Consider the following 25881-nt stretch of genomic DNA (forward strand, 5'->3'; position numbering starts at 1 on the left):
AAAATGAAATCTAAAATTAATTTATACTAGGTGTTATTATTTGATTCTTAATAGGCACCTTTCAATTTAAGAAACATGGGAGACTTTTATACCATTATTTTCTGGATTGTACTGTCCATCATCTTGATTATCCTTGGAACAGCACGTTTTAAACTACACCCTGCCATTGTGCTTTTTTCTGTAGCGCTTTTAACAGCAATTGGCTTAGGATTTCCCGTAATTCAATCAGTGGAAGTAATCAGCTTCGGCTTTGGAAATATGCTTGCCAATATCGGGATACTGATTTTATTGGGTTGTGTATTAGCAGTAATTTTAGAAGAACTACAATCCATAAAATATTTATCCAATTTATTTATTCGTGTTTTTGGATTAAAAAAGCCCTTTTTGCTTTTAAGCTCCTTAGGAGGTTTAATAGGTATTCCTGTTTTTTGTGATGTTGCTTATATAATTCTGTCTGATTTCAGTAAAACTCTGGCAGGACAAGCTAAAGTAAGCCGAATTTCCACATCAGTTACCATTGCTTCCTCATTATATATAGCCCATAATTTAATCCCACCCACACCTGGCCCTTTAGCTGTAATCGGCAACTTTGGGGTAGCAGATCAACTTGGATTAGTATTTTTATTGGGAATTATAATCAGCTTGTTTTTAGTATTGATATTGAGTCTCTATGCTCAATTTATATCTAGAAACACGCTAAATGAAGATACCGAAATAGAAAAGGAGAAAGATGAAAGCAATACTTCTAAGCTGCCATCCAAAATAATTATACCCTTAATTTTACCCATTATACTCATTGCTAATGGTAGTGTTTTGGGAATAATCAATTCAGATAATGTAGTTTTGAATGCATTAGAAACGATAGGGAACCCTATTATTGCTTTAGCCATAGGTGTTCTAATAGGTTTGTTTTTATTGAAAAGGAAATCCAGTGAATTGAAAATGGATTTAATCAAAAAAGCAATTTTGCAAGCAGGTCCTATTTTGGTTATTACGGGCCTAGGAGGTTCTTATGGGCAAGTCATTAAGGAAAGTGCTTTTTCAGACTTACTTATTGACAGCATTAATATCCAAACTCAAGAACCCTTTATGATATTAATCATAGCCTATTTGATGGCATTTTTCATTAAAACAGCACAAGGATCAAGTACTTCTGCTATGATTATAGTCAGTGCTATTATTGCACCACTAATTATTGGTTCCACATTAGATACCGTAATGGGAACCTCTTTATTGGTTTTAGCTATAGGATCAGGAGCTATGATGGTAAGCCACAGTAATGATTCTTACTTTTGGGTAGTAAAAGAATTTAGTGGAATGAGTGTGAAACAAGCACTTAAAAGTTATAGCATTGGTACAATTTTACTGTCTGTAAGTTCAATGGTATTGGTTATGCTACTCTTTTGGATTTTAGGTTGAACCAATTAATTTTTGACAAATCAATTAAATTATAATAGAATGACAGATTATATTTGGTACGCCAGCTACGGTTCCAATATTTCCACTGAAAGATTTATGTGTTATATCCAAGGTGGGAAACCTGAAGGAGCTACTCGGACTTATCAAGGATGTGTAGATCAAAGCCCACCGATTGAACAGAATCCCATCAAAATCCCGCATGAATTATACTTTGCTAAAAGCGCAGGAGTATGGAATGGAGGAGGCGTTTGTTTCATTAATCCCGAGAAAAATGAAAGAACTGAGACATTAGGCAACATGTATATGATCACTCGCCAACAGTTTATGCAAGTGGTTCAACAAGAAAATAACACCAAAGACCCTATTAAAATAGAATTTGAAAAAGCACAAAAGGAAAAATCCTTAATAGTAAGGGAAAATAGCTGGTATGGTAATTTACTATATTTAGGCGATCAGAATAATGCACCTATATTCACTTTTACAAATGAAAATTTTTTATCAACTGAAATCAACTCACCTAATCTGCATTATCTGAAAACAATTATAAAGGGTTTAATAGCATCACATCAACTTAGCCAATCTGAATTAGAAGCTTATTTTCATTCCAAAAAGGGTGTAGACCAAACAATTATTGCTGAAGTAATCAATCAACTATAAAAGTTTCAGGATAAAAAACCATTCTTAAATTGTTACGTATTTAGAAATAAATACTATGTTTGTAACATAATTATAAATTAGTAACATTTTAAGCGAATGACTAAAAGTCAAAAAGCGATATTAGACAGTGCCAAAGCTTTATTTTGGAAATATGGTTTAAAGAAAGTAACCGTGGAAGAAATTTGCGAGCACGCAGGTGTGAGTAAAATGACTTTCTACAGACGTTTCGTAAATAAGGAGCATGCTGCAGAGGAAATCTTGGAAGCCATCTTAGAAGATAACTTGAGACGGTATTCAGCTATCATGGATGAGAAAAAGCCATTTCCAGAAAAGATTAACGAGATATTAAACCTCAAGCATCAAGAAGCAAAAAAAATGAGTAAGGATTTCATTAATGAAATCCTAACAGAAGATGGCTCAGCTCTGAGTGAACTCATTCAAAGATATTCTTTGAAATCCTATAAAGTAATGATAGCTGATTTCGAGAAGGCGAAAAAAGAAGGTTGGGTGAGGGAAGATTTAAAGCCAGAATTTATCATTGATATGTTGGGGGTGATTAGATCTAAAATGCAGGATGAAAATTTCCTGAAAATGTTCAAGAGCATGGATGAAGCCATAATGGAATTGACAAATTTTTTCTTCTATGGAATTTTTGTCAAACGATGACACATGAAATGAGCATAAATTTTAGAATCCTCAAAATACCAACCGAGGATGAATAAAATTTATCGAATTCCATGTGGCAACTTAAAAACAGTTACATACACATGAAACACCACTTAATTACCATATTGCTAATTTTTGCCCCTTTCCTTCTGAAAAGCCAGATTTCGTGGGATGGTCAAGTATCAGCTTTTGGTAATTACAGCCCAGATAATCAATATTATTTATTCGTAGGTGGGCGCTATATACCCGAAATCAATTATACACATTCTTTAGATTCCGGTAAAAGCTTTGATATGCTAGCTTCGGCTAATATCAGTGGCTCAATTCTTTCAGACCCTTTTCAGGATAATCAAACCGATGGAAATTTAGACCCTTACCGACTTTGGGCTCGATATGCTGGACAAAATTTCCAAATTAGAGCTGGCTTACAAAAACTTGATTTTGGAGTGGCAACTTTGCTCCGACCATTACAATGGTTTAATCAAATCGATCCGCGTGATCCTTTGGCTCTAACTAATGGAGTTTATGGGATTATGGGAAATTACTATTTTAAAAATAACACCAATATTTGGGCGTGGGGCTTATATGGAAATAGCAAAAGAAGAGGTTTTGATGCTGTGGAGACGAATGATAAAGTCCCTGAATTTGGTGGGCGAGTCCAGCTTCCACTCCTAACAGGTGAAATAGGTTTTACTTACCATCACAGAAAAGCAGATGCGAGTGAGTTTCTGAAAGATAATTCATTTAATAACATTGCTGAAAACAGATGGGCAGTAGATGTCAAATTAGATTGGGTAGTCGGTTTATGGATGGAAGCTACTTACATTCATAAAGCAGAAAATTTAGGGCTTTTGACCAATCAAAATCTAATAAATATAGGGTCGGATTATACTTTTGGCTTAGGTAATGGGCTTACTGTAATTACAGAACATCTTTTATATGGAAATAGTGAGGATTACTTTTCTGATAAGTATGCAAATATTACGGCTGCCAGTTTGAATTATCCATTGGGTTTTTTTGATAGCTTGAGTGGCTTGGCTTACTATAGCTGGGAAACTGAGAGCACTACTTTTTTTCTAAATTACCAACATCAGTTCAAGAAAATTATAGGCTACTTGATGGCTTATTATAATCCTTCTGAATTTCAAGGAATTCAACAAAATGAATTAGTCAATAACTTTTCAGGACCAGGAGTGCGCATTATGCTGGTCTTAAATCATTAAATAAAATGCTTATGGAACCTATCATCAAAATTGAAAACGTAACCAAAAAATTTCCCGAAGGAGAAGGGGAATTTGTTGCCTTGAAAAACATCAGTCTCAATTTTGAGAAGGGTGAATTTTCAGGAATAGTTGGACCCAGCGGTTCTGGCAAAACCACTTTGCTGAATATCATTGGTTCTTTGGATCAGCCGAGTAGCGGAAATGCTTGGGTGATGGATAAGAATGTTGCTGAATTGAGCCATAAAGAGTCGGCACAACTGAGGAATCTACATTTGGGCTTTATTTTTCAGGTATATAATTTATTACCTGTCTATACAGTATTTGAGAATGTGGAATTTGCTTTGCTCTTACAAAATAAAAGCAAGGAAGAAAGAAGAAAGGCAGTTATGCAAGCATTGGAATGGGTGGGTTTGGAGAATATACCTGATAAAAAGCCTTCAAAATTGTCAGGTGGTGAAGGACAAAGAGTGGCAATTGCCAGAGCGATGGTGAAGGAACCTAAAATTGTGTTGGCAGATGAACCTACAGCCAATTTGGACGCCACTAATGCCCATGCGATCATTCAGACCATGAAAAAACTCAATGAAGAACTCGGTACTACTTTTCTATTTTCCACTCATGATGAAAAGGTGATGAAATATCTGAACCGCATTATTCACTTAAAAGGTGGGGAAGTGGAAAAAGATGAAATCATAACAGTGCAAAATCAAAAGTCATGAAATCGACATTAAAAGTTTAGCTTTGAATTTCACACCAACCAAAGATAAATTTTTAATCAAAGATTCCATGTGACCGTAAAAAAACAAACAATATACACATGAAACTCGCATTTCAATTGGCATATCGAAATTTAGTAGGTGCAGGATTGCGCACCTGGCTGAATGTTGGGATTTTAGCCTTTACTTTCATTGTCATTATATTTTTTAATGGCTATTTGGATGGCTGGAATCTGCAAGCACAAAGGGAGAGCATCAAATGGGAATATGGAAATGGTCAGCTCCGTCATCAAGATTACGATCCATTAGATCCATTTACTTTAACGGATGCTCATGGAAAATTGGAATCAGGAAAAAGCGGAAATTTATCTCCTATTTTAATCCGGCAGGCATCATTATATCCTGAAGGCAGAATGATTTCCATTCTGATGAAAGGCATAGATGCAAATCAGGAAACATTGAGTATTCCAACTGAAGCATTTCAGGGAACAGATGCTGGAATTCCTGCTTTAATTGGTCAAAGAATGGCTAATTCAAATAATCTTAAAGTAGGAGATCAAGTTTTACTGCGATGGCGAGATAAGAACGGAACTTTTGATGCATCAGAAATCACCATTACTGAGATTTTTGAAACAGATGTGGCAGGTGTTGATTTAGGTCAAATCTGGATTCCGATTGAAAAGCTTTGGGAGATGACAGAATTAAATGGACATGCAACATATTTTGTAGCTAATGAGAAATACGAAGCTGAAAAATTAGAAGGCTGGGAATTCTCTTCCAAAGAAGAGCTTTTAAACCAGTTAAAGGAAATTATTGAAATGAAAAGTGCCAGCAGTTCTATTTTATATCTTCTACTGCTAGGAATTGCTCTTTTGGCAATTTTTGATACTCAAGTGTTGTCCATTTTCAGGAGACAAAAGGAAATTGGGACTTACATAGCTTTAGGCATGACCCGATGGCAAGTGGTTAAATTATTTACTATTGAAGGTAGTATGTACAGCTTAATGGCAAGCGTTGTAGGAATTATAATTGGTACTCCAATTTTCTGGTATTTTGCTACAAATGGAATCGGAATGCCGGAATATGTAACTCCAGAAGATATGGGAATCACCATTGCACAGCGTATTTACCCAGCTTTTAGTATTGGTCTTTTGTTAGGTACCCTGGCTTTGGTTGTAATTTCAGCCACGATCGTGAGCTTTTTACCTTCTAGAAAGATTGCAAAAATGGATCCTGTTGATGCTTTAAAAGGAAAAGTCCAATGATACAGTTTATTTTAAAAGGAATATTAAGAGATAAAAACCGCAGCCTTCTGCCTATCATCATTGTGGCATTAGGTGTTACCTTAACGGTCTTCCTGAGTGGTTATTTAGCAGGTGTTTTTCAAGATATTATCAATCAAAATGCACGATTTGATACAGGACATGTGAAAATTATGAGTCGATCTTATGCGGATAATAAGGATCAAATGCCAATTGATTTGGCTTTGTTGGATGTAGATCAGCTTCAAGAAGGTTTAGAAAAATCTTACCCTGAGGTGGAATGGGTAAAACGCATAAGGTTTGGTGGACTTTTAGATATAGCCGATGACAATGGCAATACAAAAGGTCAAGGACCAGCCAGCGTTATGGCTATTTCACTTTTTTCACAGGAAAGTCGAGAAGCCGAAAGATTAAATATTGAACAAGCTTTAGTAAGCGGAGAAATCCCGGGTAAAAATGGAGAAGTCCTTATAGCTCATGATTTTTCTGAAAAGTTGAATATTGAAATTGGTGATGAAATTACCTATGTAGGTTCCACTATGTACGGAAGCATGGCTTTTCAGAATTTCATTGTTTCTGGCACTGTGCATTTTGGAACCGCTGGTTTCGATAGAGGAGCTGTAGTCATGGATATATCCGATGCGCAAACCTTATTGGATATGGATAATGGTGCCACAGAAATTCTTGGTTATTTTGAAAGTGGGCAATATAATAGCGAAAAAGCTTTTGAAATCGCCAATGAATTTAATCAAAAGCAGGCTTCTTCAGATGATGAATTCGCTCCTAAAATGTTCAGCTTAGAACAACAAAACAATCTGGGAGATATGCTGGCTTACAGTAATTATATGTCACAAATTATAGTGATCATATTAATATTTGCCATGTCTGTAGTATTATGGAATACTGGTTTATTAGGCGGACTCAGACGCTATAAAGAATATGGAATTAGATTGGCATTAGGAGAATCTAAAGGAAGTATTTACAGAAAATCAATTATTGAAGCCATTCTCATTGGAGGTATGGGATCAATAATTGGTACAATATTGGGCTTATCAGCAACTTATTATATGCAAGAAGTAGGGGTTGATATCAGTGATTTAATGCCTCAATCAAGCATGATGATTCCTTCCACTTTGAGGGCGAAAATGATCCCATCACAATTTTACATTGGATTTATACCTGGCGTTTGCGCCATGGTTTTAGGGAATATGCTTTCAGGAATGGGTATTTACAAAAGACAAACTGCACATTTATTTAAAGAATTAGAAGTATGAGAAATAATATGAAAATATGGCTATTGACTTTGATAATCCCATTCAATTTAATGGGGCAAAGTCAATTAACCGCAGATGAAATTCTACAAAAAGTGGATGAAAACATAAGTTCCAACTCCACCATAACGGAATCTAAAATGGTGATTCATGGGAGAAGAAATACAAGAGAGATTGTCTCCAAAGGATATGCAGAAGGAAATGAAAAGGCATTTACGGAGTATTTAGCACCAGAGCGAGAAAAAGGCACTAAAATGCTGAAGCTGGAAGATAAGTTGTGGATTTATAATCCATCCACGGATAGAACCATTCAACTTTCAGGTCACATGCTGAGGCAATCGGTTATGGGTTCTGATCTTTCATATGAAGATTTAATGGAAGACCGACAGCTTACTGACATTTATGATGCCCAAATTACTGGTGAGGAAGTTATTGATAATAGAAAATGCTGGATATTAGAGCTAAATGCTACTGTGGAAGATGCTAGTTACCAAAAGCGGAAAACCTGGATTGATCAAGAAAGATTTGTGCCTTTAAAAGAGGAGCTTTATGCAAAAAGCGGACAACTTCTGAAGCAAATCACTATGAAAAATGTTGAGAAGATAGCGGGAAGATGGTATCCAAAAAACGTGAATTATAAGGATGTATTGAAGGAGGGAGAAGGAACCGATTTTATAGTGTTGGACATTCAGTTTAATCCTGAGATTCCAGATTATATTTTCAATAAGGCTTCTTTGAAGAGGTGATAATGAAAGAGCCTAATTTTTTTAAAAAATTAGGCTCTTGTCCATTTAACAACTAATCTTATCAACCCTTCTTCCATGTCTTCCACCTTCAAATTCGGTAGTTAAGAAAGTTTTCACAATTGATTGCGCCTTGTTATAATCAATAAAACGAGCTGGAATGCAGATGACATTTGCATTATTGTGTTGGCGTGTCAGTGCTGCTAATTCATCTTCCCAGGCAATACCTGCTCTGATTCCCTGATGCTTATTAGCTGTAATAGCTACTCCATTTGCACTTCCACAAAGTAATATGCCCAATTCTTGTTCTCCTTTTTCTACTGCTTCAGCTAAAGGATGTACATGATCAGGATAATCAACAGATGCATCTGAATCTGGACCAAAATCCTTTACTTCATATCCTTCTTTTTCAAGAAATTCAACTAATTGCTTTTTGTACTCAAATCCAGCATGATCGCCACCTATTGCTACTTTCATTGTATGTGTTTATATTAATAAATATTTTAAAAAGACCTGGAAGATTTATGAAACATGCAAGGTCTGAACTACTAGCAGTTTTTATTTTTTCTCCCAAATCCTATCTGCCTTGCTTTCCTCAAAATGCTCAGTCAGGATTTTTTGTTCCGTTTCGTCCAATGTTTTATCCCTTCTTTCCATCACTTTTTCAGCCACTTCAAAAGCTTTTTTCAAATTGAATGTGCTAAAGCCTGCGGCACCTCCCCATGCAAAAGAAGGAATGAAATTTCTTGGAAATCCACTACCAAAAACATTAGAACAAACGCCTACAACAGTTCCTGTATTAAACATGGTATTGATTCCACATTTGGAATGATCTCCCATCATTAAACCGCAGAATTGTAAGCCCGTATCCTTAAAACTGCCCTTGGCATAATCCCAAAGTTTTACGCTGGCATAATTGTTTTTCAAGTTGGACGTATTGGTGTCCGCGCCTAGATTACACCATTCTCCTACCACAGAGTTCCCGATAAAGCCATCATGCCCTTTGCTGGAATAGCCGAAGAAAACAGAATTGCTCACTTCTCCACCTACTTTGCAATAAGGACCAATAGTTGAATCGCCTTTTATCTTTGCACCCATATTTACATGGGAATTATCTAGCATAGCAAATGGGCCTTTGATGATGGCGCCTTCATGGATTTGCGCATTTTTACCAATATAAATTGGGCCATTTTCTGCATTCAAAATAGCTGCCTTAATAGAAGCACCTTCTTCTATAAAAATATTTTTCTCACCATAAACTGAAGTGTGTGGATCATTCACATGCTGAGAATTTCTTCCTGCAGTAATCAACTCAAAATCACTTCTGATTTCAGCCGCATTCTTTTGAAATATGTGCCAGCTCTGAGTGATCATGGTAATTTCACCATCATATTCTGCAGCTTCTTCAAGTTTTTGCTTTGGATCAAAAAAACCTATTTCCTCCTCAGTTGCAGTAGCAGAAATTAAAACACCTTCTTTTTTCAAACTTGCGCCCAACTGAATAGCTTTCACTAATTCAGGATTAGGGCAAACAGAGCTGTTGATTAAAATATTTCGGGCTTCCGTTTTTGTTGGATATTTCTCGCTTAAAGTTGGAGCTGAAATATGAGATAATGTTGCATTTAGATGTTTTTCCCATTTCTCCTTAATAGTTAAAATTCCTACTCGAATTTCTGCAATAGGGCGAGTGAAAGTAAATGGTTTAAGTTGATTTCTAAAATCGGTTTGTTCTATGAGCAAATAGTTCATGCCCCAAATTTACAAGCTTCATTTTATAAATCTGAAATTCTATGAATGAATTTAAAAAGAATTAGAAACATAATTGATTCGACTTTGTCTTTTTTACCTATTATTTCAACAGCTTTAGCTGTCACTTAGTGTTCCTCTGTGAAATCTCTATAATCTTTGTGGTTAAAAGAAAACAACCTTGGCGGTCTCTATTGTAGTGGCGAGACATAAAAAAAACCTCTCCGAATTTGAAATCGAAGAGGTTTTGAATTCTTTTGAAAGAAATATAAATTATTTCTTCTTGTATTTTTGGTTGAACTTCTCCACACGACCTGCAGTATCCAAGAAAATTTTCTTTCCTGTATAAAAAGGGTGAGAAGCTGAACTAACTTCTATTTTAACTACTGGATATTCTTTGCCATCTTCCATTTTGATGGTTTCACCTGAGGACATTGTAGACCTCGTTAAGAATTTCACGTCTGCTTGAGTATCCCAGAAAACAACTTCTTTGTATTCCGGATGAGTATCTTTTTTCATAACTAATTAATTAAATTATTGATTTCCAACCAATTCTTTTAAAAGGAATGCAAAAATAGCAGAAGCTTTTTATCTTTCCAAACCTTCCTTTGTTTATCCACTCTAATATTTTGGTTATCTTGCAGCTTTAATTTATTCTATATGAGATTATTACTAACTATTGCGTTCTTTTTCTCTGGTTTAATTGCCTATTCTCAAGCTGTAAATGCACCACTAAATCGTGATTATTATCACCTTTTGGAGCGATTGGAAATACAAAGTGGAAAATTTTCTGAAAGCTTTCACGCCTCCATGAAGCCTTTTAATCGTAAAGAAATTGCTCAGTTTTTGGATAGCCTTGATACAGATAATTTCAATAAGAGAGATGAATTTAACTATAATTACCTGAAAAATGATAGCTGGGAATGGACGGATAGCGCTGATTACAAAAATGATAAAGGCATATTTGGACATATTTATAAAACTAAACCTGATTTTCTAAATGTTCATAATGAGGAATTTGATTTACATATAAATCCTGTTGTGGGTCTTTCTATAGGAAAAGAAAGCATCACTGATAACCGACTATATACCAATACTCGAGGATTTGAAGTAAGAGGATTAATCAATAATAAGCTTGGCTTTTATACTTTTGTTGGTGAGAATCAGATCATATTTCTTAATCATGTCAATACCTATATTAAGGATTTTAAAGCTGTTCCTAATGAAGGCTTTTGGAAACCATATGGTGATAATAATGAAGGAGTGGATTTTTTTACGGCTCGTGGATACATTTCCTTCCAAGCCACAAAAAATATCAATTTACAATTTGGGCATGACCGCTTTTTTATCGGAAATGGAGAGCGTTCGTTAATTTTGAGTGATTTTGCAACAGGCTATTTATTCTTAAAAGCCGAAACCAATATCTGGAAATTGAATTATACCAATCTTTTTGGATTACAAACAGCGGATGTTGTTTTGCGAGGTAATCAACTTTCTGGAACGCAATATCAATATCCAAGAAAATTCATGTCGCTGCATCACCTAAGTTATAATATTACTGATAATATAAATATCGGAATTTTTGAAGCCATAATGTCAGGAGATTCAACTGTGGCGCAAAATCCAATTGATCCTGTTTATTTCAATCCAATTATTTTTTATCGTGCTTTGGAGCAGCAGGATGGCAGCTCAGGCAATGCCTTAGTAGGTATGGATTTCAGAGCACTTTTCTTAAAAAGGTTCAGCCTTTACGGTCAGCTAGTTTTGGATGAATTTTTAATTGATAATTTACGACAAGGGGGTTGGTGGGCTAATAAATGGGCTGTTCAAGCAGGTTTGAAATATGTAAATGCATTTGAAATTCCTAATTTGGATTTACAGGCTGAGTATAATGTGTCAAGGCCTTTTATGTATGCTCATGATACTAATTTTACAAATTACTCAAATTATAAACAACCACTGGCACATCCTTTAGGTGCAAATTTTGAAGAATGGATTGCCACTTTGCGTTATCAGATAAGCCCAAGAATTCATTTTAAGGCTCAAGCAGTAATGGCTGAATTTGGAACAGATACAAGCGCTAATGCTCACTTTGGAGGCGATATATTTAAATCCAACAATAACCGTTACAATCATGTAAATCCTGATACGGGAAGCAGATGGCAGTTTGGTCATACTATTGGACAGGGAGAAAGTAATAGCTTAAAGTTCGTGAAGTTGAGTTTGAGCTTTATGCCTTATCATAATATTTTTATCGATCTGAATTATAGTATCCGAAATCAAGTAAGTGAATTTGATAATAATACTGCAGAAAATAACTTCTTCGGAGCTTCGATGAGGGCAAATATTCCTAAAAGAGAAAATTTGTTTTAAACAGCTTCGTTCTACTTTCCATAATTTAACTCGTAAATTGCGCCCAAATTTAAGGAATTGAGTCATCCTTTTAGAAAATTCTAATAATTAGGACAATTAAACACACATGAAGACATATTTTAGAGTGCTTTCGTATGCAAAACCATTGGGTTGGTTAGCGCCTCAATATTTAATTTATGCTATATTTCAAGCAGTATTCAGTGTAGTTACATTGGGGATTTTGACGCCCGTATTAAATGTGCTGTTTAAAGTTAAGGAGGAAGAAACCAAAATACCTGAGACCCTACCTGATTTTAATCTCAGCATTCAATATTTCACAGATGTATTCGACTATTATTTTCTGGCCATAGTGCAGGAAGATCGTTTTGCGGCACTTCAGTTTGTATGTGTGATATTAATTATAAGTATTTTTCTTTCTAACTTATTTAAATATTTATTAGCCGTTATTTCTGCAATAGTGAAAGCTAATGTGATTTCCAACCTAAGAAATGCACTCTACCACAGGTTGGTGAATATGCATATTGGTTTTTATACGGAAGAGAGAAAAGGGAATATCATGTCAAAAGTAATGGCTGATGTTCAAGAAGTAGAGGCTACGGTAGTAAATAGCTTAAAGGCTGTAATTAAAGAGCCATTTATGCTTATTGGCTATTTTATTGCCCTATTTTTTATTTCTGCTAGACTTACCCTAATAACATTGATTATCTTACCTGTTTCGGGTTTTATTATATCCTACATTGCCATTTCATTAAAAAAGAAAGCAAGGCAAAGCCAAGAAACTATAGGGAGAATATCAGACATTTTGGATGAAACCCTTAGCGGAATGCGCATCATTAAAGCTTTTAATGCTATTAAATTCTCAAAAAATCGTTTCCAAAAGGAAGTGAAAAATTATGCTGAATTTAATGTCAGTATGCAGAAAAGACAAGCCTTAGCTGGCCCAACTTCTGAATTTTTAGGAGTATTTGTAGTGGTGGGGGTTTTGCTAATAGGTGGTGGTATGATTTTGGAAGGTGAATCAGAATTAAATGCAGCTAACTTTATAGCCTTCATTGCTATTTATTCACAGCTCTTGGTGCCTGCTAAATCATTGTCTACAGCTTTCAGCAATGTACAAAGAGGTTTGGCCTCTGCAGAAAGAATATTTGGGATAATAGATTTAGAACCTGCAATAACTGATAAAAGCACAGCAAAAAAATTAGAAGAATTTAAAAGTGAATTAAGCTTTAAGAATGTTTCTTTCGCCTATGGAGAAGAAAAAGTATTGAAAAATATTAACATCAACATTCAAAAAGGGGAAACAATAGCATTGGTTGGCCCTTCTGGTGGCGGGAAATCTACATTGGCTGATTTAATTCCTCGCTTTTATGATCCTATTGATGGCGAAGTTCAAATTGATGGAGTTTCATTGAAAGATTTAACAGTTGAAAGCTTAAGAGCAAAAATGGGGATCGTTAGTCAAGAATCCATTTTGTTCAATGATTCCATTTTCAATAACATTGCCTTTGGCAAACCTGAATGCACTTTAGAGGAAGTAATGCAAGCTGCTAAAGTAGCTAATGCCCACGAATTTATTTCTCAAATGGAAGGTCAATATGATGCTAAAATAGGAGAAAGAGGAACCAAACTTTCCGGTGGACAAAGGCAAAGAATAAGCATTGCAAGAGCAATTTTGAAGAATCCAGATATATTGATTTTAGATGAGGCTACTTCAGCTCTAGATTCTGAATCAGAAAAATTAGTTCAAGATGCCTTGACAAACCTAATGAAGAATAGAACTTCAATAGTGATTGCTCACAGATTAAGTACCATTCAGGAGGCTGATAAAATATATGTGATGCAAGAAGGGGAAATCATAGAAGAAGGTAAACATGATGTGTTGATGCAAAAAGGTGGTGTTTATAAAAAGCTAATTGAGATTCAATCTGTTAGTTGAGGTAAAGGTGGCATAAATATTCAAAAACAGCTTTAATTATCGGTTCTTAATCAACTTGGCAATACTAGTTGTTAAATAATTTCTATATTTGTTTATATTCATAATCACAACCATCACAACATCATTTTTATGAAGACTTTTAAAATTATTGTTTTTGTGGCGCTTCTTGTCTTTCACATAGCCACTGTGGTAATTATTTCGATAGGAAAGAATGATCTAAACTTTTTATTTGATTTATTCAAACAAATGGATTTGGTTCAATACAGTGCTATTGTTGGCCTTGTCCTCTTTCTTATAGTAGTTTTTCTATTCCGACAACAAGAAAAAGCTAAAGCTAAATTGATTGAAAAGCATGAAAATGAAATCAACCAATTTAAAGCTAAGCTTTATGATAAAAAGGAATCTGAAAGTTCTACTACTTCAGCAAAGCCTGAGACTTCAAGCGAAAAGATTGATAGTCCTAAAAATGAAGCTCAAGAAAAAGATTCAACCAAAACTGACGATACAAATCCCCAATCATAAGAGACTAAATGATCAACCTTATTAAAAATGAATTGAATTCAGCACAGAAAACGCTGGATGATTTTTTAAACCAACCCGAGCAGTTAGCCAATATAGAAACGGCTGTAGAAATGATGGTCGATTCCTTCAAGAAGGAAGGAAAAGTGATGAGTTGTGGAAATGGTGGATCCCACTGTGATGCCATGCATTTTGCCGAAGAATTAAGCGGAAAATTTAGAGAAGCGAGACCAGCCATAGCCGCTATGGCACTCTCCGATATCAGTCATACCACTTGTGTAGGCAATGATTATGGATTCGATTTTATATTCAGTAGAGCAATTGAAGCCTTAGGAAGAAAAGGCGATGTTTTATTAGCCATCAGCACCAGCGGGAATTCAAAAAATATTTTAGAAGCCTGCAAAGCAGCAAAAGCCAAAGGAATGAAGATTATTGCGCTTATAGGTAAGGATGGAGGCAAGTTAGCCAATGAGTGCGATGTGGAAATAAGAGTTCCTCATGCTGGTTATGCTGACAGAATTCAGGAAATTCATATCAAGATTATTCACATTTTTATTTTGCTGATTGAAAAAAGATTAGGGTATGCTAGCTAAATCTTATGGAAGTTCAGTTTTTGGAGTAGATGCTAATGTAATTACCATAGAAGTTAATGTAAGCCAAGGTACAAAATTTCACATGGTAGGTTTGCCCGATAATGCCATTAAAGAAAGTGAACATCGAATTGATGCTGCTATAAAATATAGCGGATACAAAATGCCTCGCCAAAAAGTAGTAGTTAACTTAGCACCTGCTGATGTAAAAAAAGAAGGCTCTGCTTATGACTTGCCAATTGCTTTAGGAATTTTAAGTGGGTCTGAACAGATATTCACCGAGGCATTAGGCAATTATATGATAATGGGAGAATTAGCTTTGGACGGAACACTCCGGCCCATAAAAGGTGTTTTGCCTATTGCCATAGAAGCTAGAAAACAGGGGTTTAAAGGCTTTATACTTCCACAGGAAAATGCAGCAGAAGCAGCTATTGTTAATAATTTAGATGTGATTCCTGTCACAAATTTAAATGATGCCATTGGTGTTTTAGAAGGAACCTCGGATATAAAACCAATGGAAATGGATACTCGTGACATCTTCTTCACTAATATTAATGATTACGAAGCAGATTTTGCAGATGTACAAGGTCAGGAAAATATTAAAAGAGCTTTAGAAATTGCAGCAGCCGGTGGACATAATGTGATTATGGTCGGGCCTCCCGGAGCAGGAAAAACAATGCTGGCTAAAAGATTTCCCTCAATTTTACCTCCATTAAGCTTAACCGAAGCTCTAGAAACCACAAAAATACATTCTGTTGCCGGAAGATTGGGGCCTAACGCTTCTTTGATTGCAACACGCCCATACCGAGCACCCCACCATACAATTTCTGATGTTGCTTTAGTAGGAGGTGGTGGTATTCCTCAACCAGGTGAAATTTCATTAGCTAATAATGGAGTTTTGTTTTTGGATGAATTACCAGAATTCAAAAGGACAGTTTTAGAAGTAATGCGTCAACCACTGGAAGAACGAAGAGTAACAATTTCCAGAGCAAAAGTTTCTGTTGAATTCCCTGCTAATTTTATGTTGTTGGCTAGTATGAATCCATGTCCATGCGGATATTATAATCACCCTGAAAAAGAATGTGTTTGTCCTCCAGGTTCTGTAAAACGGTATTTGAATAAAGTTAGTGGCCCACTTTTGGATAGAATTGATTTGCATGTAGAGGTTACTCCGGTTTCATTCGATCAAATGACGGCTGATCGTAAAGCTGAAAGCAGTGATACCATTCGCAAGAGGGTAATAGCTGCTAAAGAAATACAGGAGAAAAGATTTGAAGGCTTAGAGGAGGTTCATTCCAATGCTTTGATGCCTTCTCAAATGGTAAAAGAAGTTTGCGTAATAAACTCCGCAGGAAAGGCGTTGTTAAAGAATGCAATGGAAAAATTGGGACTTTCAGCACGGGCTTATGATAGAATTATGAAAGTTTCCCGTACAATAGCTGATTTAGCAGGAAGTGAAGATATTAAAATTGAGCATTTAGCTGAAGCAATTCAATATAGAAGTTTAGACAGAGAAGAATGGGCAGGTTGAAGTTAGTTTTTATTACAAGTTTTTTATTGGTAATGAGTTTCATTAGTTTCTCTCAGGAACTCATTTATGATGTCACTATTGAAGGAAAACCGGTGGGCAATATGCTTGTAACCAAAAAAGCATTGGATAGTGGAAAGATTTATTATTCAGCTGTTATGGATTTGGAGTATAAACTTTTTAGACCAACTCAAATGGTGCAATTGCATGAAGCTATTTATCAAAATGACACTTTACGTCAAACTTATTTTGTAGATAAAAGAAATGGAGAAACGATAAAGGAGGCTAAGATGGAGCAGCTGCTCGGTAAGCAATATTACCGAACCACTATGGATACTTCAAAAGCATGGCATGAAAAACCAGTAGTGAAAAGTGTAGTAAAACTTTATTTTGAAGAACCTCAGAAAAGAGATTCAGTCTTCTCGGAAAGTACTCACCAATATAATAAAGTAGCAAAATTACCAGATGGAAACCGCTTTATGATGTTAAATGATGAAGGGGAGAAGTCTATTTTTAAGTATAATGAAAATGGGACTTGTATTCAACGTAACTTTAATCTTGGTGCTGTGGAATATGAAATAAAACTTAATGATAGGAAAGAGTAATGAAAATATGGTTCATTTAATCTTCTAATTTCAATCCTTATTCCCTCTAGAAGTAGCTTTTTGAGCCCGTAATGCCCTTCATCGTCTCTTTAAAAGTCTTAAGGATACCTTTTTATTTGGTTCACAAACTTTGATATTATAATCAAGAGTACCCCTTCTTAAAATTCTATATCAATTTGAATAAAGGTTAAAATATTTAAAATGATATAGCTTTTTTTTCAATAAAAAAACCTGTGAAGTAATCTCCACAGGTTTAAGTAATTTATTTTAGATTCAATAACCTATTTTAAAATGAGCTATAAATCTTGGAAAATTATTCAGCTTCAGTTAATGGAACTGGAAACTGACTAAAAACTTGATCACCTTCTCTGTCAATTGGTAAATAATCATCATCTAATCTTCCGTATCTTCTTAAATCTACCATTGCATGACCTTCACACCAAAAAGAATATTGTCTTTGAATTAATAATTCTTCAATTACAGCTTCTTTGGTTTGAGCACCACTATAAGGCTCAAGACCAGCATAATCTCTGATTATATCTATATCAGCGATAGCACCTGGAATATCACCATTTTGCATTTTAGCTTCTGCTGAAATCAAGACTAACTCCTCATTTCGAATGATATCAATCGGTGAAGTTGGGCTTTCAAATAAAGCTGTTTCAAGCTCACCATTTAACCCATCCTGAGAAGCTGCGTTTTCTCTTCTGGACATTTTTGTGATTATTCTTAAATCAACTGTATCGGCCCCATCTTCAGCATTATTTAAATACCTGTCATGCACTACAATCATATCACCATTATTTCCAGGAATCTTATATAGACCATTCAATAGATCTCCTGAAGCAGTCGAAAAGCTATGCTTTGGACCAACCCTTAAATCACCATTGGGATCATAAAAGGAATCTGCAAGTAATCCTGCCACTGATCCCCATTCTTCTCTATATATGGCAACTCTAGCAGCCAACGCCCTGTTGAACAACGCAAAAGTTGTTGGCGTATTAAATCCATCAAAACCAGATGAAAGACTAAAAGGAAATTCAGCACCAGCATTACCTAATTGAGTGTTGGCAGTATTTAGCAATTCTGCAATGTGTGTTAAAGCAGCACTCTTACCTACAAAGGGGCCTAAATTATCAGGATTTGCCACATCAATTCTAATTCCATTTTCATCAAGCATATTCAATACTCTTAACTCCTGTAAAGCAATTACAGTATTTGCAAAACCTCTATAACCATTTTTCTCTTGATCAGATACAAATTCTGTGTTATCCAAAGCATTCAATAGAATATTAGCATTCTTGACATTAGTGTAACTACCGTTATACGGGCCATTCAGATAGAAAACATTGTTGTCTAGCTGACCGCCATTCTTACCAAGTAAATCCTCGGTATTTCTAGGATCTGCATTAAATAGGTACAATTCTCGAGCGATTGAACCCGTAGAAGTTACATACAATGCTAGTCCATTACGCATTCCAGACTCCATGCCAACCACAATGTTGTTGAGTTCATTAACTGTCGCATCTTGATTGTATTGCTGTAAATTCGGATTATTAGGGTCTACCTGATCTTCAAATTCACATGAATAGAAGAATAGCATAGAAAATGCTACTAATCCTGATGCTATTGATTTTATATTAATATTTTTCATGATTTTTTGATTTAAAATTCTAAGGCTAGGTGAAAATAAACTTGTTTAGTTGATGGGAAAGGGTTTACATCCAAGCCAGTGGAAAGTCCTGTCCCGCCTTTAGCGGACACCTCAGGATCATATCCTGTATAAGAGGTTACTGTCCATAAATTTCTTCCAGAAGCCCCAATCTTGATTTTATTAACCGCGCCATTGAATACATCTACTGCTGATTCTGGTAATCTATAGTATAAAGCAATTTCTCTTAATCTCATATAAGAGGCATCCTCTATAAATCTATCAGTATTAGGATTAGACGTTCTTTCAATACCTGAAGGATCATCCAAGTCACCCGTTAAACCTGCTAAATCTGTTAAAAAAGTTGTTAAATTCAAGTTGTTTCCGCCTTCCTTAACATGAATTAAGAAACTAAAGTCAAAGTTCTTGAATATTGTAAAGCTATTTAAGAATGATGTTTGGAAATCAGGCTCTGCATCTCCTACTGTTACCACTTCACCGTCAATAGTACCTTTTAATTGTGTTACTGGTTGACCTTCCTCTATAAATGCAGTACCAAGTCCTAAACCAAATCCAGAACCTGCAGGTGCAAAAGGAGGTACATCCAATCTCGTAATTTCTGATCTGTTAAACCAGAAATTGGTAGTAGAAGTCCAAACGAAATTTTCGTTTTGCACTGGGCTGGCATTTAATGCTAACTCTAATCCTTGGTTTTGCAAATCGGCAAGGTTTGTAACCTCTAAGTTAAATCCAGTTGAAGGTTGTAAGGCTCTTTGAAGAATTAAATCATAGATATTTCTATTATAATAAGTAGCTGTAAATGAAAGCTTATTATCTAATAATGTAACATCTATACCAGTTTCAAATTCAGAAGCAGTTTCTGGTATTAAATCTTGACTTCCTCTCAATCCTCCAACGGAAACCCCTGGAGAACCCCCGATATTTACTGCTTGGAAACTTGTATATAGCGAACCAAAAGTTGCACTAGATCCTGTTTCACCATAAGCGGTTCTTAATTTGAATTGATTGAATAAATCTAAGTTCCAAAAATTAAAATTAGCTAAGTTTAAAGCAACTGAAGCTTTTGGAAAGTAGTAGAATTGATTTTGATCGGCATTTAATGTTGATTTATCAGCTCTTACACCTAATGTAGCAATGATTTTATCTTCATAATTCATTTCTTGCTGAGCAAAGAAACCGAATTCTTTTACGTTTTGTAACGTTTGACCTAATTCCTGAGTACCAGATTGGCCCAAAGTGGTCTGACCAGGAATCAATTGTGTAGCTTGATTATATACCAGATCTCTATCAAAAGTAATATAAGTATAACCAACTTGAGAAGTCAATTGAATTGATCCTCCACTTAGGTAATTATCCCAAACTAAAAATCCTTGGTTGTTGGTATTGAAGATACTGTTTTTTCCAACTCCAATAAATCCATTCTGTACTCCTTGTGCCTGATGATATTCTGGCACATATACATATGTCTCAAGGTTATAAGAATCAAAGCCACCATTCCATTTAAATTTCAAGAATGATTGGTCAGTTTCATATAGATTAATATCTATGCTTGCACCTTGAATAAAACGATTAATTACCTCATCATTTAATGCTCGGTCTCTAACTAATAACATATTACCGGCAGCATTTGGATTGTCAGGATAGTTGCCAAATTCATCAGGATACAGATTTGCCCAAGGGCGGGTAAAAGCCATATTATAACCATAACTCAAACCACCTTCATTTTCATTTCCTGTAAAACCTCTTTGAGTGGTGGAATTTACAAAATTACTTGAAGTGGTGAATTTTATTCTATCAGTTAATTCGTGATCAATATTAGCCCGAACACTTGCTCTTGTATATCCAGTATTTTTAATTATTCCCTCTTCATCTCTTAAAGAAGCACCAACATAAAATTTAGTGTCCTCGCTTCCACCAGTTGCACTAATTTTTGTGTCTGTTATTAAACCAGTCTCTCCATATATTTCTTCTTCATAATCAATTAAGCCTCTTCCGTTTAATGCGGCATTATATCTAGCCACTTCGTCAGGGCCAAATACTTCCGCTACTAAAGCAGGTGTCCAATCTCTCTGACCAATACCTACTTTTCTTTGGATTGTGCTGAAACCCACATCTTGGGTAAGGTTAACTCTAGTTTCTCCTCTTTTCCCTCGTTTGGTAGTTATGATAACAACACCTGCATTAGCACGTGAACCATAAATAGCAGCAGCTGATGGACCTTTTAAAATCTCTATATTTTCAATATCACTAGGTGCCAAGTCCGCAATCCTGTTTGATGCATTTTCTTCGTTTCCAGAATTTGCACCTGATGCATTCCTTAATCCACTTGGAATTTCTGCATTACTTACATAAACACCGTCAATGATAAATAAGGGTTGATTATTTCCTGTAATAGAGGTAACTCCTCTCAACCTCATAGCAACACCACCTCCTGGTGCTCCAGAGCTAGAAGTAATATTTATCCCTGTTACTTTACCATATAAAGCATTGTCCATAGTAGGTTGGTTGGTCATTCCGGTTAATTCTTCAGAAGAAACCGTAGCTACCGCATTACCTAAATTAGATCTTTTTACACTTGATGCCAGACCGGAAACTACCACTTCATTTAGTTTAGTGATATCTTCTTCAAGTCTAATTGTTAAATCACCAGTTTGATCTGGATTAACAGCAATTTCTTTTTGAGCAAATCCAATAAAAGAAACCACTAAAACCTCTGGTTTAGAAAGTTCAATTTTAAACTTTCCGTCTAAATCAGTTGTGGCTCCCGAAGTCGATCCTTTTTTCACAACTGTAGCACCAATCAAAGGTAAACCATCGCTGGCACTCACAACTGTTCCTTCTATCACCCGATCTTGAGCGTATGAAAACGTTCCCATCAGGAATAGAATAATCAATAATAGATACTGTTTTTTCATATCAATTTTAAGTTTTGTTTTAATGTTAATATGAACAATAAAACTGATATTAATTAATAATATGCAAAATATCTTATCTAGATGTTAGAAATGTTAAATATTATCTATGTAAATGAAAACATTTGTATGCTTTACGAACTAATGATTGTTAGCTTAGAATTGTGCTGTTATTGTATCATGTTATTCTTTTTCTAATAGATTAGCATTGATTTCTTTAACGGTTGCTCTTGCAGTTCTCCCAACTCCAATCAAAGTGGCAGAAGCAAAACCTGTCCAGCCGCCAAAACCTACTAACCATAGATTCTCTTCTTCAACAGAACGGGTTCCTTTAGTCTTAATTTTGCCTCTTTCATCTGTTGAAACAATATTTTTTAAATGGTCTGTGGCAAAACCAAAACCAGTGCACCAAATCACAGCATCAAATGATTCTTCATCTCCATTTTCCCAGATTACTCCTGATTCAGTAAATGCTTTGACTTGACCTTTTGAATGGAGGACATCCCTATTTCGTGCTTCTTTCACCGAAGGAACCATCACTATATTACCTAAATTGTATTTTGAAGCATCAAATTTCTCACCTTTCTTTTCAGCATAATATTTAGCAGAAGCTTGATCGAATAAAACTCTACCATCTACATCATCAGGTAAAAACTCAGGTGTTTTACGTGTTGTCCAAACAGTTTCAGCAACCTTGGAGACTTCAGCCAAAATTTGAGCACCTGAATTGCCTTCTCCCACTATCAATACTTTTTGGTCTGTAAAAACTTCTGGCTTTTGATAAAATGCAGAATGAACTTGCTTTCCACTAAATTTTTCCTTTCCAGGAACTTCAGGAATAAAAGGCTTTTCCCAAGTGCCAGTGGCTGAAATTATAGTCTTACTGTAGAATGTTGATTTGTCAGTTATGATTTCAAAGTAATCCGCTTCTTTTTCTACATCTTTTACTTCAAAAGGCCTTTCAACTGGTAATCGATATCGCTTTTCATATTGGCATATATAGTCAATTACTTCTTCTCTACTAGGAAATTCATTTTCTGATTTGGGCATTAACCAACCTGGCAAGGAGCTGTGTTCTGCTGGAGAAAAGAGTGTTAAAGATTTCCACCCATGTTGCCAGGCTCCACCACATTTTTCCTGATTATCCAGAATTACATATTCCAAATCAGTTCTGCGGAGATAATAGCCACAAGCAAGAGCACTTTGTCCGCCTCCTATTATGATAACATCATGTATTTTTTGTTCTTGCATAGGTTATTTTTTTCGGTTTTATAAATACCTGTTTGCTTTTCACAAGTTAGCGCACGTGCCTGTAAGCCTAATATTTCCATTTATTAGCCAAAGCAACTAAAGAAAGCATAACTGGAACTTCAACTAATACGCCCACAACTGTTACCAAAGCAGCCGGGCTTTGCAATCCAAATAAAGCTATAGCTACTGCCACTGCTAATTCAAAGAAATTACTGGCGCCAATCATGGCAGCTGGTGAACATACTGCATGAGAAAGCTTTAATTTTCTTCCTGCAAACCAGGCTATGAAAAATATAAAATAAGTCTGTATGATCAGCGGGACAGCAATCAGCAGTATGATAATTGGATTATCTAAAATATTAGGTCCTTGGAAGGCAAACAAAAGAATTAAAGTCAACAATAAAGCAATAATGCTAACAGGTTTGAACTTTGGCAAAAACACATCCTGAAACCATTTTTCGCCTTTTTGTGCTACTAAGATTTTATTGGTAATCACACCAGCCACTAATGGAATCACAACAAAAATAATGATACTTGCTGCCAGTGTTCCATAAGGAATTGTAATGTCCGTTATACCCAAAAGAAAGCCAACCAAAGGAATAAAACCCACTAAAATAATCAGGTCGTTAACGGAAACTTGAACCAATGTGTAATTCGGGTCGCCATCTGTTAAATAAGACCAAACGAAAACCATAGCCGTACATGGTGCGGCTCCCAATATAATAGCACCTGCTATATATTCCCCTGCCATTGCAGGATCAATAAAAGCGGAATATAAATGTTCAAAGAAAATCCAGGCGAAAAATGCCATAGTGAAGGGTTTGATAAGCCAATTGATCACCACCGTCATAATCAATCCTTTTGGAGCTTTGCCGATTCCTTTTATACTGGAGAAATCAATTTGCAGCATCATAGGATAAATCATCATCCAAATTAAAATGGCAATTGGCAGATTTACTTTATAAATCTCCATATCACTTAAAAAGGAAATATCATCTCCAGCTAAGTATCCAATTAATATTCCAACACCTATACATAAGGCTACCCAAAGGCTTAAATAGCGTTCAAAAAAAGCCATTTTTTTCTTTCCTGCGGCTTCACTCATGATTTTTTAATTTTTAAGAATACATAAAATAATTCTGTGGCAATTTGACGACTTCTTTCTTCATACTTACTTTTTTGAAGCGGACTGCCATCAAAAGCTTTTGGGTCTTCATAATTTAAAGCAATTCTTTTTTCCGTCCCTGGAATAAAAGGACAATTTTCATCTGCATCTGAGCAAGTCATCAATGCTGCAAAACCAATGGACGGATTAAAAGCATGATCGTAAGTCTTGGAAAAAGCAATGATTGGATGGCTATCTGCTTTATATTTTATAGCATATACTGGATTTCCTTCATTAGAAAGTTGGACAGTTTCAAAACCAGCTTCTTCCAAAACCTGAATAACCATAGGATAAATTGCCGTTGCAGCTGTTCCTCCAGAATAACAAGTAACTTGATTCAACTGAAAATGCGCTGCCAGAGCTTGAGCCCAAATTTGGGAAAGATGACTTCTTCGAGAATTGTGAGTACAGATAAAATTCAGTGAAATATTACCTCCCGAATTGATTTTCTCCTGTAAATATTCAATAAAAGGATTTAATACTTCTTTTCTTTCGGAAGAGAGGGATTCTAAATCTAGTTTCTTGATGTAATTAGTGAGTTTTTGGAACATTTTAGTAGAGGATTTAGCAACATTCTATTTTATCTTAAACCTGACAGGTTTATGTGGCTTAACAACATCCACCACCTGGTTCACATGCATTTGTACCTGAACCTGAAACATCAGCTAATTGCACTTTCGGTTTTGACTCAGGAATTCCACATTTATCTTTGGCTAAACAATCTGTTTGGGTATTCAAAAGTACAAAGTAATCTTCCTCGAAATGCAAATGATATTTACCGATAGTAGTCCCTTGATATTCCACTTCTATGTCTAAATTATCATCTATTCCAAGTTTATCTTCCGATAAGGTGATAATATCATGAAGTTTTTTAGCTCCTAATCTGTGGTCGTAATCGCCAGCTTCATATAATTGGAAATTTACTGTTTGTTCATTTCTTATGGTGCCACCACAATCAATAAAATTGCGAGTAATGATGCCCACTTCTGTAATGTGGAAATGCTGAGGGACAAACTCCCCATTTGGCAATTGAAATTTAACTTCGCTTAAGTTTTCTAATGTTGATTTGATTTCTGAAAGTTTCATGATTTCTTATTTATAAATTTTATTTAATTGTATTATCGCTTTATTACGATGGTTAAAGACAAAAAAATATCAGCAGCAGTTCTGCTGATTTGGGTTTTTATATAACTCAAAAATTCCACTGAAAAGGTTTTTTACTTCTTCCCAACGCTTGGGGTTTATGCAGTAACTTACTGATACACCTTCAATAGTACCTTGTATAATACCAATGTCTTTCAATGCTCTTAAATGTTGGCTGATAGTAGCCTGCGCTAAGCCAAGTTCCGCCACTAAATGTCCATTGATGCATGCATTGGATTTCAGCAAATACTGAATAATGGCAATACGAGCCGGATGAGCAAAGGCTTTGGCCACATTTGCCAAGTCATTTTGCTCTTCTGTGAATAAATTTGATTTAGTTACGCCCATTTGATTCTTATTATATTGCAATATTACGATTAATCATTGTGTACGCAAATTTCGATGCTAAGTTTATGTGATTTCTGTATTACTTAAGTGCTGTAAATGAGCCTGGAATTTCCAATTATGCAACAATCGGGAAAGT

Annotated in this window: 24 protein-coding genes; 14 read left to right on the forward strand and 10 right to left on the reverse strand. The window is 35.4% G+C overall.

Annotation, left to right across the window (positions count from 1 at the left end):
• Nucleotides 1-75: 75 nt before the first annotated feature.
• The 8 genes from QYS49_RS04705 (at nt 76) to QYS49_RS04740 (ending at nt 7960) form a co-directional block, all read left to right on the forward strand.
• Nucleotides 76-1419, forward strand: a complete 1344-nt coding sequence (locus tag QYS49_RS04705) for a GntP family permease (protein ID WP_308350556.1) — start codon at nt 76-78, stop codon at nt 1417-1419.
• Between the two features lie 39 nt (nt 1420-1458).
• Nucleotides 1459-2076, forward strand: a complete 618-nt coding sequence (locus tag QYS49_RS04710; protein WP_308350557.1) for a hypothetical protein — start codon at nt 1459-1461, stop codon at nt 2074-2076.
• Between the two features lie 96 nt (nt 2077-2172).
• Nucleotides 2173-2742 (forward strand): TetR/AcrR family transcriptional regulator, encoded by a 570-nt coding sequence (locus tag QYS49_RS04715; RefSeq protein WP_308350558.1) that lies wholly within the window; start codon nt 2173-2175, stop codon nt 2740-2742.
• A 101-nt stretch (nt 2743-2843) separates the two neighbouring features.
• Nucleotides 2844-3965, forward strand: a complete 1122-nt coding sequence (locus QYS49_RS04720; RefSeq protein ID WP_308350559.1) for a hypothetical protein — start codon at nt 2844-2846, stop codon at nt 3963-3965.
• Nucleotides 3966-3976: 11 nt separating this feature from the next.
• The gene (locus tag QYS49_RS04725) at nt 3977-4684 is read left to right on the forward strand and encodes an ABC transporter ATP-binding protein (protein ID WP_308350560.1); all 708 of its coding nucleotides are present in this window, start codon (nt 3977-3979) and stop codon (nt 4682-4684) included.
• Between the two features lie 98 nt (nt 4685-4782).
• Nucleotides 4783-5946 carry an ABC transporter permease gene (locus QYS49_RS04730; protein ID WP_308350561.1) on the forward strand — a complete coding sequence of 388 codons (1164 nt, stop codon included), beginning with the start codon at nt 4783-4785 and terminating at the stop codon, nt 5944-5946.
• Nucleotides 5943-7217: an ABC transporter permease gene (locus QYS49_RS04735; protein WP_308350562.1), complete on the forward strand. Its 1275-nt coding sequence runs from the start codon at nt 5943-5945 to the stop codon at nt 7215-7217. Before QYS49_RS04730 ends, QYS49_RS04735 begins: the two co-directional genes overlap by 4 nt.
• Nucleotides 7214-7960, forward strand: coding sequence for an outer membrane lipoprotein-sorting protein (locus QYS49_RS04740; RefSeq protein WP_308350563.1), 747 nt, complete (start codon nt 7214-7216; stop codon nt 7958-7960). Before QYS49_RS04735 ends, QYS49_RS04740 begins: the two co-directional genes overlap by 4 nt.
• A gap of 45 nt (nt 7961-8005) precedes the next feature.
• Here the strand turns inward: QYS49_RS04740 and rpiB are convergent, their stop codons facing one another.
• The 3 genes from rpiB to QYS49_RS04755 all read right to left on the reverse strand — a co-directional run bounded on the left by rpiB (nt 8006) and on the right by QYS49_RS04755 (nt 10222).
• Nucleotides 8006-8434: a ribose 5-phosphate isomerase B gene (rpiB, locus tag QYS49_RS04745; protein WP_308350564.1), complete on the reverse strand. Its 429-nt coding sequence runs from the start codon at nt 8432-8434 to the stop codon at nt 8006-8008.
• A gap of 81 nt (nt 8435-8515) precedes the next feature.
• A complete protein-coding gene (locus QYS49_RS04750; protein ID WP_308350565.1) occupies nt 8516-9706 on the reverse strand; it encodes a GlmU family protein in 1191 nt (396 codons plus the stop codon).
• Nucleotides 9707-9976: 270 nt separating this feature from the next.
• Complete coding sequence (locus tag QYS49_RS04755) at nt 9977-10222, reverse strand: type B 50S ribosomal protein L31 (protein ID WP_296621625.1); 246 nt, start codon at nt 10220-10222, stop codon at nt 9977-9979.
• Nucleotides 10223-10363: 141 nt separating this feature from the next.
• On the opposite strand from QYS49_RS04755, the gene QYS49_RS04760 reads away from it, so the two are divergent.
• The 6 genes from QYS49_RS04760 to QYS49_RS04785 all read left to right on the forward strand — a co-directional run bounded on the left by QYS49_RS04760 (nt 10364) and on the right by QYS49_RS04785 (nt 17254).
• A complete protein-coding gene (locus QYS49_RS04760) occupies nt 10364-12076 on the forward strand; it encodes a capsule assembly Wzi family protein (RefSeq protein ID WP_308350566.1) in 1713 nt (570 codons plus the stop codon).
• Nucleotides 12077-12182: 106 nt separating this feature from the next.
• Nucleotides 12183-14012, forward strand: a complete 1830-nt coding sequence (locus tag QYS49_RS04765; RefSeq protein ID WP_308350567.1) for an ABC transporter ATP-binding protein — start codon at nt 12183-12185, stop codon at nt 14010-14012.
• Between the two features lie 129 nt (nt 14013-14141).
• Nucleotides 14142-14534, forward strand: a complete 393-nt coding sequence (locus tag QYS49_RS04770; protein ID WP_308350568.1) for a hypothetical protein — start codon at nt 14142-14144, stop codon at nt 14532-14534.
• An 8-nt stretch (nt 14535-14542) separates the two neighbouring features.
• Nucleotides 14543-15124 carry a D-sedoheptulose 7-phosphate isomerase gene (lpcA, locus tag QYS49_RS04775; protein ID WP_308350569.1) on the forward strand — a complete coding sequence of 194 codons (582 nt, stop codon included), beginning with the start codon at nt 14543-14545 and terminating at the stop codon, nt 15122-15124.
• Nucleotides 15114-16652, forward strand: a complete 1539-nt coding sequence (locus tag QYS49_RS04780) for a YifB family Mg chelatase-like AAA ATPase (protein ID WP_308350570.1) — start codon at nt 15114-15116, stop codon at nt 16650-16652. The genes lpcA and QYS49_RS04780 overlap by 11 nt, the downstream gene beginning before the upstream one ends.
• Nucleotides 16653-16684: 32 nt before the next feature.
• Nucleotides 16685-17254 (forward strand): DUF6134 family protein, encoded by a 570-nt coding sequence (locus tag QYS49_RS04785; protein WP_308350571.1) that lies wholly within the window; start codon nt 16685-16687, stop codon nt 17252-17254.
• A gap of 313 nt (nt 17255-17567) precedes the next feature.
• On the opposite strand, the gene QYS49_RS04790 is transcribed toward QYS49_RS04785, so the two are convergent.
• The 7 genes from QYS49_RS04790 to QYS49_RS04820 form a co-directional block, all read right to left on the reverse strand.
• Nucleotides 17568-18908, reverse strand: coding sequence for a RagB/SusD family nutrient uptake outer membrane protein (locus tag QYS49_RS04790; RefSeq protein ID WP_308350572.1), 1341 nt, complete (start codon nt 18906-18908; stop codon nt 17568-17570).
• An 11-nt stretch (nt 18909-18919) separates the two neighbouring features.
• The gene (locus QYS49_RS04795; protein WP_308350573.1) at nt 18920-21841 is read right to left on the reverse strand and encodes a SusC/RagA family TonB-linked outer membrane protein; all 2922 of its coding nucleotides are present in this window, start codon (nt 21839-21841) and stop codon (nt 18920-18922) included.
• A 180-nt stretch (nt 21842-22021) separates the two neighbouring features.
• The gene (locus tag QYS49_RS04800; protein WP_308350574.1) at nt 22022-23089 is read right to left on the reverse strand and encodes an ArsO family NAD(P)H-dependent flavin-containing monooxygenase; all 1068 of its coding nucleotides are present in this window, start codon (nt 23087-23089) and stop codon (nt 22022-22024) included.
• 67 nt (nt 23090-23156) lie between these two features.
• Nucleotides 23157-24194, reverse strand: coding sequence for an ACR3 family arsenite efflux transporter (gene arsB / locus QYS49_RS04805; RefSeq protein ID WP_308350575.1), 1038 nt, complete (start codon nt 24192-24194; stop codon nt 23157-23159).
• Nucleotides 24191-24805 carry an arsenate reductase/protein-tyrosine-phosphatase family protein gene (locus QYS49_RS04810; protein WP_308350576.1) on the reverse strand — a complete coding sequence of 205 codons (615 nt, stop codon included), beginning with the start codon at nt 24803-24805 and terminating at the stop codon, nt 24191-24193. Before QYS49_RS04810 ends, arsB begins: the two co-directional genes overlap by 4 nt.
• Before the next feature lie 58 nt (nt 24806-24863).
• On the reverse strand, nt 24864-25340 hold the full coding sequence (locus QYS49_RS04815) for a DUF6428 family protein (protein ID WP_308350577.1): 477 nt from the start codon (nt 25338-25340) through the stop codon (nt 24864-24866).
• Between the two features lie 69 nt (nt 25341-25409).
• The gene (locus QYS49_RS04820) at nt 25410-25745 is read right to left on the reverse strand and encodes an ArsR/SmtB family transcription factor (RefSeq protein WP_308350578.1); all 336 of its coding nucleotides are present in this window, start codon (nt 25743-25745) and stop codon (nt 25410-25412) included.
• Between the last annotated feature and the right edge of the window lie 136 nt (nt 25746-25881).

Origin of the sequence: Marivirga salinae, assembly GCF_030503855.1 — a bacterium.
Classification (GTDB): Bacteria; Bacteroidota; Bacteroidia; order Cytophagales; family Cyclobacteriaceae; genus Marivirga; species Marivirga salinarum.